Raw genomic sequence first — 15,386 nt, 5'->3', positions numbered from 1 at the left:
GACCGACCCCTTACTAACCTCTATATTTCTTGTAGGATGAATTCTTCCGTAGTAGCGTGCCAAGGGTAGAAAAACCCCACTTTTCTGAGGCCATAACATGTCCCCTACGCTGACGATCGAACAATTGAAACAGCTGGGCCGCTATCAGGAAGCGACCGAACTGGCGCAACAGCAGTTGCTGCAAAAACCGGAAGAGGCCACGCTGCACTACCAATTGGCCTGCTTGTACGACGTGCAGGGATTTGAGCAGCAGGCGATCCCCTGCTACCTCGCGGCGTTGGCGCGCACTCTGCCGGCGGCGCAGCGGCAGGAGGCCTGGCTTGGCCTGGGCAGTACCTACCGCGCACTCGGGCTGTATCAGCAATCGCTGGCCACCTTCGACAATGGGCTGGCCGAGTTCCCGCAGGCCAGGGAGCTCACCTTGTTCCGCGCCATGACGCTGTACAACCTGGGGGAAACCAAACAAGCGGTAGCAGACCTGCTGCTGCTGTTGGCGGAAACCTCCTCGCATCGCGACATCAGCAGCTATCAGCGCGCTATCCGTCAATATGCCGCCGATCTGGACCGCATCGGCTAGGAGATAAGCATGGAGATTGTGACCGATCCCAACCGCTACCGCATCGACTGGCCGCAATTGGCCGCGTTGTTGGCCGCCGCCGGGCTGGGCCAGCGTGACCCGCACCAGCTGCAGCGCGTTTATCAGCACAGCCAGTTTTGCTATTGGGGATACCTCGACGGCGAACTGGTGGCCACAGCCCACGCCATCAGCGACATGACCTCGGTGGCTTACCTCGCCGACGTGGCTATCCATCCCCACTATCAGGGCCGCGGTCTGGGCAGGCTGCTGATGGATCGGGTCATGCAGGATTTGGCGCCGCTCGGCAAGGTGTTTATCTATTCGGTGCCCGACAAACTGGAATTCTATAAAAAGTACCACTTCCACGAGCTGACTACCGGCATGGTCTATGCCGAGGGTCCGGCCTTGGTCCGTCTGCAGCAAAGCGGCTATGTACGCTAAAAAAAGGACACCCCAAGTGATCATCGAGAACAAGCTTTCACCGCAAGACTGTGCGGGCATGAGTGATATCCGCGCGGAAATCGACATGCTGGACGAACACATCATTAAACTGATCGCCCAGCGCTTTGCCTACGTGAAAGCCGCCGCCAAATTCAAAACCAGCCCCGATGCGGTGCGTGCCAAAGAGCGCTTCGAAGCCATGCTGCAACAAAGAAGATCCTGGGCCGATGAACAGGGCTTAAGCCCGGAAGTGATAGAAAAAATGTATCGCGACCTGGTTAATTATTTTATTGGCGAAGAGATGAAACACTGGTCCAAAGACCAACATGAATAAAACGGGAATTCTCTCCATCATCGATCACACATGGCCGATGGTGAAAAAAGCCTGAGCGATAAATTGCGACAGGCCAGAGACTGATGACGGCCCGCTAAACTACAGCGTCTTCATCATGAAAATTCGGCTGGTGCCTGCCGGCAGGCAAGGCACTTCGCCAAAGCGCGTCCAACCATTCAGTTCGTAAAACCTCGGTGCCTGGAAGCTGATGGTGTACAGCACCGCGGAAACGCACCCCCTGCGGCGTCCTTCCAGCTCGAAGCGGCGCAGCAGTTCGCTGCCCAGGCCTGCACCCCGCATTGATTCAGGCAGGTAAAACAAATCCACAAACAGCAAGCCCAGCGAGGAGCGCCCGGTAATGCCGCCAAGCACCTCACCGCTGATCGGATCTTTCACCGTCACCGCCAGCGGGCGACGATCGCTGCTGCCGGTCACCTCGTCGTTATACTGATTCAGCCCTTCCGCGATCAGCGCTTCTATTTTATCGACGGCGTACTCGGTGGTTTCGATACGGTATTCTTCCACATTACTCTCTCCGATAGGATGGCAGATTGCCGCATTCAGATTAGCAAACATTCGTCGCACTGAATGCGGCCCGAATTTTTTCGCCCTTTCCCTGGCTTTCGGACCATTGGACGGTGGAACTCCCCGCCATTTTTCGGCATGCTGGGCGCTGGTTTTCATTTTACCGCCACGGCGGTTTACCACTGGCGCCATGCCGGTGTTGGGTTGCGAAGAAGGTTCTTATTCCATGACGTTGACCATGTACGGCATCAAAAATTGTGACACCATCAAAAAAGCGCGCCGCTGGCTGGAAGAGCAAGGCGTGGCTTATCAATTTCATGACTACCGCGCCGACGGGCTGGATGAACAGCGGTTGCGCGGGTTCGTCGAACGTCTGGGCTGGGAACCGCTGCTGAATACCCGCGGCACCACCTGGCGCAAGCTGGATGAAGCGCAGCGCAACGCCTGCGACAACGCCGATGCGGCCATCGCTCTGATGCTGGCGCAGCCGGCAATCATCAAACGCCCGCTGCTGGACGACGGCAAGGGGCACGCCCTGCTCGGCTTCAACGCCGAAGGCTACCAGCTATTTATTTCTGAGGTAACAGCATGATTTGCCCGGTTATCGAACTGGCTCAACAGCTCATCAAACGCCCGTCCCTCAGCCCGCACGATGAAGGCTGCCAGGCGCTGATGATTGAACGTCTGGAAGCGATCGGTTTTACCGTTGAACCAATGCACTTCGGCGACACCATGAACTTCTGGGCCTGGCGCGGCGAAGGCCAAACGCTGGCGTTTGCCGGCCACACCGACGTAGTGCCGACCGGCGATGAAAAACGCTGGGACAACCCGCCGTTTGAACCCACCATTCGCGACGGCATGCTGTATGGTCGCGGCGCGGCGGACATGAAAGGTTCGCTGGCGGCGATGGTGGTGGCTGCGGAGCGCTTCGTGGCAGCCAACCCGCACCATCAGGGCCGCCTGGCATTTCTGATCACCTCCGACGAAGAGGCCAGCGCCACTCACGGCACGGTGAAAGTGGTGGAAGCGCTGATGGAGCGCAACGAGCGCCTGGATTATTGCCTGGTCGGCGAGCCGTCCAGCACCGAACGCGTCGGCGACGTGGTGAAGAACGGCCGCCGCGGTTCGATTACCGCCAACCTGCACATTCACGGTATTCAGGGCCATGTCGCCTATCCCCACCTGGCGGATAACCCTGTGCATCGCGCCATGCCTGCGCTCAATGAGCTGGTGGCGACCGAGTGGGATCGCGGCAATGAGTTCTTCCCGCCGACCAGCATGCAGATCGCCAACGTGCAGGCCGGTACCGGCAGCAACAACGTGATCCCGGGCGACATGTTCGTCCAGTTCAACTTCCGTTTCAGCACCGAGTCAACCGACGCGACGATAAAGCAGCGCGTGGAAGAGCTGCTGGAGCGGCATCAGCTGAACTACAGCATCGAATGGCGTTTGTCCGGCCAGCCGTTCCTCACCGCGCGCGGTGCGCTGGTGGACGCGGTGGTTAATGCCGTCGAACACTATTCTGAATTGACGCCGCAGTTGCTGACCACGGGCGGCACCTCGGATGGCCGCTTTATCGCTCAAATGGGGGCGCAGGTGGTTGAACTGGGGCCGGTCAATGCGACCATCCACAAGGTCAATGAATGTGTACACGCCGCCGATTTACAGCTGCTGAGCCGCATGTATCAGCGCATTATGGAGCAATTGGTCGCATGATCACGCCGGCAATGCTGACCGGGCTCTCGACCGATCATCTGGCGCCCCTGAGCGGTAACCATCGCCTGCAGCCCCCGGCGGTGACCGCGTTCCTCGCCATGCAACAGGCGGCGCTGGCGGCCGGGTTCGATCTGCAGCCCGCCAGCACATTTCGTGATTTCGATCGGCAACTGGCGATATGGAATGGCAAATTCTGCGGCGAACGACCAGTATTAGATAAAGACAGTCGGCCGCTCGACATCGAGCCGCTGTCCGCCGCCGAGCGTTGCGAAGCGATCCTGCGCTGGTCAGCCCTGCCGGGCGCCAGCCGCCATCACTGGGGCAGCGATCTGGACGTGTACGACCCTTCTTTGTTGCCGGAAGGGCAAAAGCTGCAGCTGGAGCCGTGGGAATATGAGGAAGGCGGTTATTTTTATCCGCTCAATCAGTGGATGACGGAACATATGGCCGAATTTGGTTTTTACCGTCCGTTCACCGAAGACGGCGACGGCGTGGCGGTAGAACCCTGGCATCTGAGCTACCGGCCGCTGGCGCAGGAAGCCGAGCATCTGCTGACGCCTGCGCTGCTGCTGGCCGCCTGGCAAAATAAGGACGTTGCCGGTGCCGAATGGCTTGAACGCCATCTGCCCGCGATATTTTCACGTTTTATACGCAGTGAAGGAAAGGAGTAAACATGCAATGGTTAGCTGACTACTGGTGGATTATCCTGCTGATTTTAGTCGGGATGATCATCAGCGGGATTAAAGAGCTGCGTCGCGTCGACGTAAAACGTTACCTCGCCGATAAGCCGGAATTGCCGCCACACCGCGATAATAATGCCCAGTGGGACGACGAAGACGACAACTGGCCGAAGAAAAAACCCTGACCGCCCACACGCGCCGTCCTCCGAGGGCGGCGCTTCATTTCCCCTCTTTCCCGTAGAAAAAAGAATCGACTTCTCAAAAAATTGCCTCTAGATTTAACCCTAATTGGTTAATGTGATGATCATCACACTCCCAGCAGGTAAAACGGTCTGAATACAGACGGGGGTTAACCAAAGCACCACCCTCCACGGTAACGGCTACAGCATGGCATCAGCAGACTGATGTGACCCGATTTCAGATTCCCCTATTCTGAGGCTCGAGCTTATGGCTATTAATATTGCGCTAAACCACGTTACCGAATACCGCTACGACCGACGCATCAACCTGGGTCCCCAAGTCATACGCCTGCGCCCTGCCGCGCACAGCCGCACCTCTATTCTGGCCTATTCACTGAAAGTGACCCCGGAAAACCACTTTATCAACTGGCAGCAGGATCCTAACGGCAACTACCTCGCCAGGCTGGTGTTTCCGGAAAAAACCGACCACTTCCGCGTGGAAGTGGATATGCGGGTTGAGATGTCGGTAATTAACCCCTTCGATTTCTTCCTGGAGCCGCAGGCGGAACATATTCCCTTTTGCTATTCGGAAGAGCAGAAAATCGAGCTGGCGCCTTATCTGCACTGCCAACCACTAACCCCAGAGCTGGAAAGCTACCTGAGCGGCATTCCCGATGAAGCCCGGCGCAGCGCGGAATTCCTGGTGGCGATCAACCAGCAGTTGCAGCAACACATCGGTTACACCATCCGCATGGAGCCGGGTGTGCAGACGCCGGAAGAGACGCTGACCCTGCGCAGCGGCTCCTGCCGCGATTCCGCCTGGCTGCTGGTGCAGATCCTGCGCAACCTCGGGCTGGCCGCCCGCTTCGTGTCCGGTTATCTGATCCAACTAACGCCGGACGTCAAATCGCTGGATGGCCCGTCGGGGCCGGAGGAAGACTTCACCGACCTGCACGCCTGGACCGAGGTTTACCTGCCCGGTGCCGGCTGGATTGGCCTGGATCCCACTTCCGGGTTGTTTGCCGGTGAAGGACACATCCCGCTGGCCTGCACGCCGGAACCTTCCAGCGCCGCCCCGATCAGCGGCGCGATTGATGAGTGCGAATGCGAATTTGAACACCTGATGGCGGTCGCCCGCGTGGACGAAGTGCCGCGCGTGACCAAGCCCTATAGCGAGGAACAATGGCAGGCGATCGACGCGCTCGGTTATCAGATTGACAGCGATTTGCAGGCCAACGGCGTTCATCTGACGATGGGCGGCGAGCCGACGTTCGTCGCCGTCGACGATCCTGACGGCGATGAATGGAATACCGACGCTCTGGGGCCAACCAAGCGCCTGCGCGCCGCCGACTTGTTCTTGCGCATGCGCGAACGCTACGCCCCCGCCGGGCTGGTGCATTTTGGCCAGGGTAAATGGTACCCCGGCGAGCAACTGCCGCGCTGGTCGCTCAACTGCTTCTGGCGCCGCGACGGTGAGCCGCTGGCCGATCCGGCCATGTTTGCCGATGAACGCGAGCCTTCCGCAATCACCAGCGGGCAGGCGGCGGATTTCCTGCAACGCGTCGCGCAGTATTTAGAGGTGTCCGGCCAGCATATCTTCCCGGCTTATGAAGACCCGCTCTACTACCTGTGGCGCGAACGGCGCCTGCCGGACAACGTCGATCCGTCGGATTCCCGGTTGGAAGATCCGCTGGAGCGAGCACGGTTGCACAAGGTGTTTGAACAAGGTTTGGGGGCCATCATCGGCCACGTTCTGCCGCTGGCCAGAGAAGAGAACCAGCCGTGGCAAAGCGGTTCCTGGTTCCTGCGCAGCGAGCACTGCTACCTGCTGCCGGGCGATTCACCTCTGGGTTACCGCCTGCCGCTGGATTCTCAACCCTGGGTGCATAAAAGCGACTATCCCTACATTCACAGCGCCGATCCGCATCAACCTTTCCCTGCGCTGCCGGCCTACCGCCAACTGCTGCAGCCGCCTTCATCTGCGGCCGAAAATTCCCGGCCTCAGCCGATAACCCGGCGCCCGGAGCAAAAACAGTCCGCAGACTGGATTGCCCGCACCGCGCTGTGCGCCGAGCCGCGCAACGGTATTCTTTATCTGTTCATGCCGCCGACGCGCACGCTGGAAGATTACCTGCAGGTAGTGGAGGCCATTGAGGCCACGTCACTGTCGCTGGGCATTCCGGTGGTGCTGGAAGGCTACGAACCGCCTTCTGACCCGCGCCTGACCTGTTTTCGCATCACTCCCGATCCCGGCGTTATCGAAGTCAACATTCAGCCGGCGGCCAGTTGGGGCGAACTGGTGGAGCAGACCACCTTCCTGTACGACGCCGCGCGCCAGTCGCGCCTGACCACTGAAAAGTTCATGATCGATGGCCGTCATACCGGCACCGGCGGCGGCAACCATATGGTGATGGGCGGCGCCACCCCGGCGGAAAGCCCGTTCCTGCGCCGCCCGGACGTGCTACGCAGCCTGATCGGCTATTGGCATAACCACCCGTCGCTTTCCTATCTGTTCTCCGGCCTGTTTATCGGCCCGACCAGCCAGGCACCGCGCATTGACGAGGCGCGTAACGATTCGGTCTATGAAATGGAAATCGCTTTTAGCCGCTTCCCGGAGCCGGGTGAAGAAGCGCAACCCTGGCTTATCGACCGCCTGCTGCGCAACCTGCTGATCGACTCCAGCGGCAATACCCACCGGGCGGAGTTCTGCATCGACAAACTCTATTCGCCGGATGGCCCAAGCGGCCGTCTGGGGTTGCTGGAACTGCGCGCTTTCGAAATGCCGCCGCATGCCCGGATGTCACTCACCCAACAGTTATTGCTGCGGGCGTTGCTGGCCCGTTTCTGGCAGCAGCCTTATCAACCGGAGCGGCTGCGCCGTTGGGGCACCGAACTGCACGATCGCTTCATGCTGCCGCATTTTGTGCGTCAGGACTTTAACGACGTGCTCGCCGAACTGCGTGAATTTGGCTACCCGTTTGAAGCCACCTGGTTCGACGCACACTTCGCCTTCCGCTTCCCGCAGCATGGCGAATTTTCCGCCGACGGCGTCCAGGTGCAAATCGATCATGCACTGGAACCCTGGCATGTGATGGGCGAAGAAGGTGCAAGCGGCGGAACCGTGCGCTATGTTGACTCATCCGTCGAGCGTCTGCAGATCAGGGTCACCGGGTTTAATGACGATCGCCACCAGGTAACCGTCAATGGCCGCCCGGTGCCGCTGCAACCCACCGGCAACGTCGGCGAGGCGGTCGGCGCCGTGCGCTACCGGGCATGGCAACCCGCAGCCAGCCTGCATCCCACCATTGGCGTGCACGCGCCGCTGACCGTGGAACTGGTCGATACCTGGATGCAACGTTCGCTGGGCGGTTGCCAGTACCACGTCGCCCATCCGGGCGGACGCAGCCATGATACCCACCCGATCAACGCCTATGAGGCAGAAGGCCGCAGGCTGGCGCGTTTCTTGCAAATGGGTCATACGCCTGGAAAATTAACCGTCGAACCCCAGACGCGCAATCCGAACTTCCCGTTCACGCTCGATTTGCGCTGGAAATAGGGGGTTCGATACCGAGGAGGGCGCAAGTCGGTACCGGGAAGGTGCCGGCCTGCGCCGCAAGGGAGCTGCCGTCGCAGGGCCTCATGGAAAACGGGAACGCAAAGCCTATGCCGCAATCACTTTTTGTCCGCTATCGCCACTCGCAAGCGCACTATGACGAGCTGTTCGCCGGTGAGGCTGTCTTTCGCCCGCACTGGCAGCGCTTTGCCGCCGAGCTGGCCGCCTATCCGGACGAACAGCTGCAAAGCCGCCTCAACCACGTGGCGCGCCAGATTTTTGAAAATGGTGTCACCTATAACGTCTACGCCGATCCGCAAGGGGTTAAACGCCCCTGGGAACTGGATCTGCTGCCGCAGATTATCCCCCACGACGAATGGCAGCAGATAGAATCCGGTATTGCCCAACGTGCGGAACTGATGAACCGTATCCTAGCCGACGTGTACGGTGAGCAGACCCTGCTGCGCGACGGCTTGCTGCCGCCTGCACTGGTACACGGACATGCCGGTTTTCTGCGCCCGGCGCACGGCATTCGCTGCCCGGGCAACGTTTATCTGCATCTGTACGCCGTCGATCTGGCCCGTTCCGCCGATGGCCGCTGGTGGGCGCTGGCCGATCGCGCTCAGGCCCCTTCCGGCGCCGGCTACGCGCTGGAAAACCGCACGGTGATTTCCCGCGCTTTCCCGGAACAGTTCAGGGATCTGAAGGTGCAGCGGCTGAATACCTTTTTCCGCACGCTGCAACAGAGCCTGCGCCACTGGGCACCGTTCGCCGCCGGTGATGGCGAAGCCCCGCATATCGTGGTGTTGACCCCCGGCCCTTACAATGAAACCTATTTCGAGCATGCCTATCTGGCGCGGCATCTGGGATTCCCGCTGGTGGAAGGCCAGGATCTGATGGTGTCCCAGGGGCGCGTCTGGCTGAAAACCCTGGACGGGCTGCAGCGCGTGCATGTGATTTTACGGCGGCAGGATGATGACTTCTGCGATCCGCTGGAGGCGCGCCCCGACTCTTCACTGGGCATTCCGGGGTTGATCCAGGCGGCACGAGAGGGCCAGGTGCTGATCGCCAATGCGCTCGGTTCCAGCCTGATTGAAACCGGTGCGCTGTACGGCTTTCTGCCAAACCTCAGCCAACAGATCCTCGGGCAACCGCTACTGTTGCCTTCCGTCGCTTCCTGGTGGTGTGGTGAAAGCCCCGCGCGGGAAACGGTGCTGGAAAATCTGCCTAACCTGATTATCAAAGGCGCTTTCCCGCAGCTGCGCATCAGAACCTGCATCGCCGGCGATCTGAGCGCCACCGAGCTGGCTCAGCTAAAGGAACGCATCCGCGCGCGCCCTTACAACTATGTCGCCCAAGAGCTGATCGGCCTGTCGCAAGCGCCGGGCCTGTCCCCGCGTCCGCCCTACCAGTTACAAAACCATACCACCTGTCTGCGAGTCTTTGCCGTCGCCACCCCAGACGGCTACCGGGTGATGCCCGGCGGCCTGACCCGCATCTCCGGCCCCAACAGCCGCCAGATCGTGACCATGCAGCAGGGCGGCGGCAGCAAGGATACCTGGGTGCTGGCACCGCCTTCCGCACCACCGCCACGGCCCGGCGTGATGGCGCAAGAGTTGCCGCCGACCGGCCACAGGCTGTCGACGCGGGTGATTGAAAACTTATTCTGGCTGGGCCGCTATACCGAACGCTGCGACAACATCGCTCGTCTGCTGCGCACCACCCTCACCTTGCGGCTCGACGAAGACGAAGGCAGCGAACAGCAACATAAGGCCGTGATGCAGCTTTGTCTTCACTACGGTCTGTTGCCGAACGATGAAGAGTCCCCACTTGAAGAACTGGCGCCGCAACAGTTGAATACCCTGCTGCTGGAAGCGCTGTTCAATCCGGAGATCCCACAGGGGTTTGCCGGCACCTTGCAGCAACTGCTGCGTATCGGTTTTCAACTGCGTGAACGGCTTTCGCTGGACAACTGGCATATCCTCAATCGGCTGGCCAAGGATCTGGAACAACGTCATCAGGCCCAGCGCTGGAACCTGGCGGAGGCACTGGCGTTTCTCGATCAGGCGATCGGGCATATGATGGCGCTCTCCGGTTTTGCGCTGGACGGCATGACGCGTGACATGGGCTGGCGCTTCCTCAGTATTGGCCGTCGGCTGGAACGCCTGCAGCAAGTGACGTATATGCTGACGCTGGTGCTGGACGATGACGAAGTGCGCGACGCCGGGCTGGAGTGGTGGCTGGAGTTGTGCGACAGCACCATCACCTACCGCTCCAGTTATCCGCAGCGGCCGGATCTGGCCACGGCCCTGCCGCTGTTGTTGACCAGCCCGGAGAATCCGCGCTCGGTGATGTTCCTGCTGAAGGGGCTGGTGGAATACCTGCAAAAACTGACCGACCAGTTCGGGCCTTTTACCGAACAGGCCATTTTCGATCTGCCGGAGAAAATTGCCGGCCTGGGCCATGCCGGGTTTGCCGGCGGCCCGCAACCCTTGTCAGAATCGGTGTCGCAGTTGCAACAGGCGCTGGACCGGCTGTCCGATCAGATTGGCCTGCGCTTCTTCAACCATGGCCCCCACTACAGCACGGGAAATGACGAATGAGCCAGAGCCAAACTCAAACTGCCGGCCAATCCCTTGTGCCCGCCGGCGGATGCCACTATAGCGTCAGCCACGTGACCGAATACCAATACAGCCTGCCGGTGCCGCATTCGCGCCAGTTGCTGCGGCTGTCTCCGCGCAATCTGGCCTGGCAACAGTGTCACGCTTCGCGGATCCAGGTCGATCCGCAGCCCGATGAATGGTTTGAACTGGACGATTTTTATGGCAACCATCTGGTGCAATTCGCCCTGCGAACGCCGCATACCCAACTGACCGTGCGGGTGGATTCGCAAGTGCTGGTTTTGCCGCACGCCGCACAGTGGGTAGCGGAAAACAGCCTGTCCTGGGAGCAGGTACGCCAACAGTTGGCCAACGGGGGAACCGAAGTGCTGGATCCCATTCAATACCTGTTTCCCTCCACCTTTATTCCCATCGATAACGCACTGAGCCACTACGCCCTGCCGAGCTTTACCCCGGAGCGGCCGCTGCTGTCGGCGTTGCTGGATTTTACCGGGCGCATTTTCAACGACTTTACCTTTGATCCGACGGCCACCACCATCGCCACGCCGGTAGAAACCCTGTTGCGGGAGAAGAAAGGGGTTTGTCAGGACTTTGCTCACCTGCAAATTGCCTGCCTGCGTTCGCTGGGGTTGGCAGCACGCTATGTCAGCGGCTATATCCTCACGCAGCCGCCGCCGGGGGAGGAGCGAATGATTGGTGCCGATGCCTCTCACGCCTGGGTTTCGGTTTATTGTCCGCCGTACGGCTGGGTAGATATCGATCCGACCAACAATGTGTTGGCCGATACCCAACACATTACCGTGGCCTGGGGCCGCGATTTCGGCGATGTCAGCCCGATGCACGGCATTATTTTTGGCGGGGGCGCTCACCAGCTGGACGTTCAGGTTACGGTGATGCCGCAATGACAGCGGGCGCAGCATAGCCGCGCCCGCCAGGGAGAAGATTAACGAAAGGCGATCAAATCGCCGCGTTTGCCAAACAGCGCTTCATCCCAGTAGCGCTGAGGTACGTAGTAATGCAACCGCTCAAGGGCACTATTCATCATGCCCTGATTGATGCCGTGCCCGACGCCCTGCTCCACGTCCAGCGTGAAATCGACGCCGACGGCCTGCAACCGCTCCGCCGCCGCTTTGGCGTGCTGCACCGCGATCACCGCATCCTCTTCGCCGTGGATCAAATGCACTACGCTTTCGCCGAAAGCTTGTTCCGGCAGGCTGGCGAAGCGCCCGCTGAAGGCTACCACGCGACCGGCCAGTTTAGCTTCCGCTTTCAAGGCTTCCAGCGCCATGATCGATCCCTGAGAAAAACCGACCAATGCGGTACCGGCGTAACCGACGCCGCTCTGCTGTTGCCAGTAGCGCACGGTTTCGACGAATTGCGGCATTACCTGTGCAATGCGCTCGGCGCGGTTCTCTTCAGTCACGCCCTGCACCGAGAACCATTGACGACCGTTGCCGTTATCGAAAGCCTCCGGGCCGCCAATGCTGACGACCTGCGCCTGCGGGAAATCTTTGGCGAAGTAGCTGCCGATTTCACCCATTGCCACCGGGTTATCGCCGACACCGTGAAACAGCAAGATCAGCTGTACCGCCGGTGTTGCCGGGCTTTGGACAACGAAATGCTCATGTTTCATGGTGACTCCTCGTCTTCATCAGATGTCGCCCGGAGGTTCCGGGCCGTTGGCGTCTACTATACGCCGCCGAGAAATCAGGAAAATCGGGTTTTATTGAACAACATTGTCGATTTATTGCAATGATTGCGATTGCGCCCAGTTGCGCCAGCGCAGGCAGTGCTGCGCATCCAGTTGTTCGAGCGCCTGCGCCGCCTCCAGCCGCCAGTGGCGCAACAAGGCTTTTTGTCCACTGAGACCAAACAGCGTCACGCAGTCTGCCGTCGTCCTTTGCTGTTGCAGATGCCCGCGCAGCGCGGGTAGCGGCAGGCCGCTCGCCAGCAGCAAGCGTTGCAGCGCGCCCAGGCTGGCCTCCAGCGGCCGATGGGCGAAGGAAAATCCGGCCAGTTCACGCCAGTCATCCTCACTCAACTGCGTATCGCCGTCATCGCCGGTGATCTCCAGTTGCAGATCAACCCGTTGCTGCAACCAGCGCCAATCGCGCGCCAGGTGCTTATGCGCCGCATGCCGCAGCGCTTCACCCTGCTCGCTCAACGCCAGGATGGCCATTGCGGTATAGCAGCCGCTGCTGGCCTCCGTCTTGCTGCCGATGCGCACCAGTTCAAAACCGCAGGATTGCCAAAAACGCCACAGCGGTTCGGTGTAGCCAAAACTGACCGAAAGGAAATCCAGCCCTTGTGCCTGTTGGCGTTGCTGCGCGATCAGGCTGCGAGCGATGCCCTGTTGGCGCAAGGCGGACAGTACCGCAATGCGGGTAATACGACGCGAACGCAGCGTCGGCGCCCACCACTGGCCGCCATGCGCCGCCAGCGACTGAGCCACCAGGTTGCCGCGCGGCCGCCGTCGCCCCGCCCAGACCTCATGCGCCAGTTCGACGCTCAATCCCCCCTCATCCACCAACCACAGCGCGCCAACCACGTCTTCTTCCACCTGCGCCACGCCAAAATGCATGCCGGGCGCATCCATCAGCCGCCGTAAATCGAGCGGCGAGGTGCGGTAATGGGCACTGCTCAGCAGTGCGTAGAAACGCGCCAATCGTTGGGGATCGGCGCACAACGCGCTCTGTTCGGCCAGGCAGAAACGAGCGGCCTGATCGGTCGCCCGCCATTCCGGTTGTTCGTTGAACAACAGAGCATTATCTATCACCCGTTCCAACGCATCGCCTTCAGCCCAGCGCATGGGTTGCCGTAATCCTAACGGCCGGAACGAAGGCAACCCGGCGCAGAACTTCAGCAAAAACCCCCGGCCGGTGCCTTCATAGCCCTGCACGGTGGTAGTCAGCAATACACGAGGGAAATAACTGACCAACTGCTGCAACAGCGGGCCGGGAATAGCTGCCGCTTCATCTACCAGCAACCAGCCCAGGCTGCTGACGTCATGCTCGCGGCAATGGGCGAGCAGCACGTCTGGCGCCCAGAACTGTGCGCGCCCCTGCGCCCATTCGCCGGCAACATCGGTGGCAGCACGGCTCGGCCCGGTAATCCAGCAGGTTAGCGACGTGTTCGCTACCAGCATACCCGCCAGCGTCGACTTGCCGCGGCCGCGAGCTGCGGTCAGCACCCAGATGCCCGTCGCGGCGTTCAACAGGCGTTCCAGCAGCCTTTGTTGTTCGGCGGTGGGTTGACCATCGGGTGCTTGCCAAGTCGGACGCTCCGGCAACGCCGCCAACTCAAGCGTCTCGCCCTGTCGCCAAAGCGTGACTTCGCTGTCCGCCGCCAGGTGGCGTTGCAGATGATGGATAAAATGCGGGGTGGTGATCGGCTGAGGGCAATCGCTCCAGCGAAGGCTGTCGGCGTCCGGCTGCTGATGCCATTGGCGCCATGGCGGCGTCAGCAACAACAGCCAACTGCCGGCGCGCAGCGTGCCCGCCAGCGCCGCCAGGGCTTCAACATCCAGGCCCATTGTCGCGTCGAACACCGCATGCAGTCGCTCTTGCCCCAACAGGGTTCGCACTGCGCCGTTCGCCAGAGGTTGCAAGCCGGCGGGTGGGTTTTCTCCCACCCACGGCCAGTCGCCCGGCAGGCTTGCAGCCAGCTGTTGCGCCTGTTGGCGGCACCATTGCGGTTCACCGCTGAGCACCAGCAAACGCCTGATGCCCTGCAGCTGCATAAGTTGTTGCATTGCCTGTAGCAAGGCTATGTTCCCACCTAAAAAAATGCCGGAGTCAGGCTCCGGCACGGTATGTTAACGGGATGCGAAGGTGTTGCAGGTGTTAGGATCGCCGCTGTCGAAGCCCTGTTTAAACCAGGTGTAACGCTGTTGCGAGGTGCCGTGGGTGAAGCTGTCCGGTACTACGCGCCCCTGGCCCTGCTGCTGCAAACGGTCGTCGCCGATCGCCTGCGCGGCGTTCAATGCCGCCTGCAAGTCACCTTCTTCCAGCATCTGCTGCTTCTCGGCATATTTGCCCCAAACGCCGGCAAAGCAGTCCGCCTGCAGTTCCATTTTAACCGACAGGCGGTTCACTTCGGCCTGGCTGGCACCCTGTTGCATCTGACGCACTTTAGGTTCAATGCCCAGCAGATTCTGCACGTGGTGGCCGACTTCGTGCGCCACCACATAGGCCTGGGCAAAATCACCGCCGGCACCCAGCTTGGTTTTCATATCCTGGTAGAACGACAGATCGATATACACCGTTTTGTCGCCCGGGCAATAGAAGGGCCCCATCGCCGACTGGCCGGTGCCGCAGCTGGTGCGCGTCACGCCGCGGTACATCACCAATTTGGGCGGTTGATAGGTTTTGCCCATACGCTGGAAAACTTCTTTCCAGTTATCTTCGGTAGAAGCCAGCACCACCGAGGTAAATTTGGCCAACTCATCGTCTTTTGGACTGATGCTGGCGCTCTGTTGCTGAGTTTGCGGACTCACGTCACCGCCGTTCAACAGCGGTGAGAGATCGATGCCGTAATAGCCGGCCACCAGCACCACTACCAGAATGACGATGCCGCCTTTGCCGCCGACTGGCGCGCGAAAACCACCGCCACCACCCAGACCTGAAGACTGCCCGCGACGATCCTCAACATTGTCACTTTCCCGACGCCCTTGCCAACGCATAAGTAAACTCCAGATTAGGTTTTTAATAATCGTAGGAAACTAGCCCACTGATTGCCATTATAAATGGTTAACGGTGCGG

General features: G+C 60.3%; 14 protein-coding genes. 10 read left to right on the top strand and 4 right to left on the bottom strand.

Going from position 1 to position 15,386, the window contains the following annotated elements; genetic code table 11:
* Positions 1-97 precede the first annotated feature (97 nt).
* From QZQ97_RS17575 to QZQ97_RS17565, 3 genes are read left to right on the top strand one after another with little or no spacing between them, the layout of a single operon-like run.
* Complete coding sequence (locus QZQ97_RS17575) at positions 98-577, top strand: tetratricopeptide repeat protein (RefSeq protein ID WP_311994489.1); 480 nt, start codon at positions 98-100, stop codon at positions 575-577.
* A 9-nt stretch (positions 578-586) separates the two neighbouring features.
* A complete protein-coding gene (locus QZQ97_RS17570) occupies positions 587-1,018 on the top strand; it encodes a GNAT family N-acetyltransferase (RefSeq protein WP_311994488.1) in 432 nt (143 codons plus the stop codon).
* Between the two features lie 16 nt (positions 1,019-1,034).
* Positions 1,035-1,352: an isochorismate lyase gene (locus tag QZQ97_RS17565; protein WP_311994487.1), complete on the top strand. Its 318-nt coding sequence runs from the start codon at positions 1,035-1,037 to the stop codon at positions 1,350-1,352.
* A 99-nt stretch (positions 1,353-1,451) separates the two neighbouring features.
* Here the strand turns inward: QZQ97_RS17565 and QZQ97_RS17560 are convergent, their stop codons facing one another.
* Entirely contained in the window at positions 1,452-1,877 is a 426-nt protein-coding gene (locus tag QZQ97_RS17560; protein WP_311994554.1) for a GNAT family N-acetyltransferase, read from the bottom strand.
* 226 nt (positions 1,878-2,103) lie between these two features.
* Between QZQ97_RS17560 and QZQ97_RS17555 the strand changes: the two genes are divergently transcribed.
* From QZQ97_RS17555 to QZQ97_RS17525, 7 genes are all read left to right on the top strand, one after another.
* The gene (locus QZQ97_RS17555; RefSeq protein ID WP_311994486.1) at positions 2,104-2,469 is read left to right on the top strand and encodes an ArsC family reductase; all 366 of its coding nucleotides are present in this window, start codon (positions 2,104-2,106) and stop codon (positions 2,467-2,469) included.
* A complete protein-coding gene (dapE, locus tag QZQ97_RS17550) occupies positions 2,466-3,593 on the top strand; it encodes a succinyl-diaminopimelate desuccinylase (RefSeq protein WP_311994485.1) in 1,128 nt (375 codons plus the stop codon). Before QZQ97_RS17555 ends, dapE begins: the two co-directional genes overlap by 4 nt.
* Positions 3,590-4,264: a M15 family metallopeptidase gene (locus QZQ97_RS17545; RefSeq protein WP_311994484.1), complete on the top strand. Its 675-nt coding sequence runs from the start codon at positions 3,590-3,592 to the stop codon at positions 4,262-4,264. Before dapE ends, QZQ97_RS17545 begins: the two co-directional genes overlap by 4 nt.
* Before the next feature lie 2 nt (positions 4,265-4,266).
* A complete protein-coding gene (locus QZQ97_RS17540) occupies positions 4,267-4,458 on the top strand; it encodes a YpfN family protein (protein ID WP_311994483.1) in 192 nt (63 codons plus the stop codon).
* A 262-nt stretch (positions 4,459-4,720) separates the two neighbouring features.
* A complete protein-coding gene (locus tag QZQ97_RS17535) occupies positions 4,721-8,008 on the top strand; it encodes a transglutaminase family protein (protein ID WP_311994482.1) in 3,288 nt (1,095 codons plus the stop codon).
* 107 nt (positions 8,009-8,115) lie between these two features.
* Entirely contained in the window at positions 8,116-10,608 is a 2,493-nt protein-coding gene (locus QZQ97_RS17530) for a circularly permuted type 2 ATP-grasp protein (RefSeq protein WP_311994481.1), read from the top strand.
* Positions 10,605-11,531, top strand: a complete 927-nt coding sequence (locus QZQ97_RS17525) for a transglutaminase family protein (RefSeq protein WP_311994480.1) — start codon at positions 10,605-10,607, stop codon at positions 11,529-11,531. Before QZQ97_RS17530 ends, QZQ97_RS17525 begins: the two co-directional genes overlap by 4 nt.
* 38 nt (positions 11,532-11,569) lie before the next feature.
* Here QZQ97_RS17525 and ypfH read toward each other — a convergent pair whose 3' ends face one another.
* From ypfH to ypfJ, 3 genes are all read right to left on the bottom strand, one after another.
* Positions 11,570-12,259, bottom strand: a complete 690-nt coding sequence (ypfH, locus tag QZQ97_RS17520; RefSeq protein WP_311994479.1) for an esterase — start codon at positions 12,257-12,259, stop codon at positions 11,570-11,572.
* A gap of 111 nt (positions 12,260-12,370) precedes the next feature.
* Complete coding sequence (locus tag QZQ97_RS17515) at positions 12,371-14,365, bottom strand: tRNA(Met) cytidine acetyltransferase TmcA (RefSeq protein ID WP_311994553.1); 1,995 nt, start codon at positions 14,363-14,365, stop codon at positions 12,371-12,373.
* Between the two features lie 75 nt (positions 14,366-14,440).
* Positions 14,441-15,307: a KPN_02809 family neutral zinc metallopeptidase gene (gene ypfJ / locus QZQ97_RS17510; RefSeq protein WP_311994478.1), complete on the bottom strand. Its 867-nt coding sequence runs from the start codon at positions 15,305-15,307 to the stop codon at positions 14,441-14,443.
* Positions 15,308-15,386 lie beyond the last annotated feature (79 nt).

Source organism: Serratia sp. root2 (assembly GCF_031931805.1).
Taxonomy (GTDB): Bacteria; Pseudomonadota; Gammaproteobacteria; order Enterobacterales; family Enterobacteriaceae; genus Serratia; species Serratia inhibens.
The sequence above is the reverse complement of the archived record's forward strand: the minus strand, read 5'-3'. Positions and strand labels throughout refer to the sequence as shown.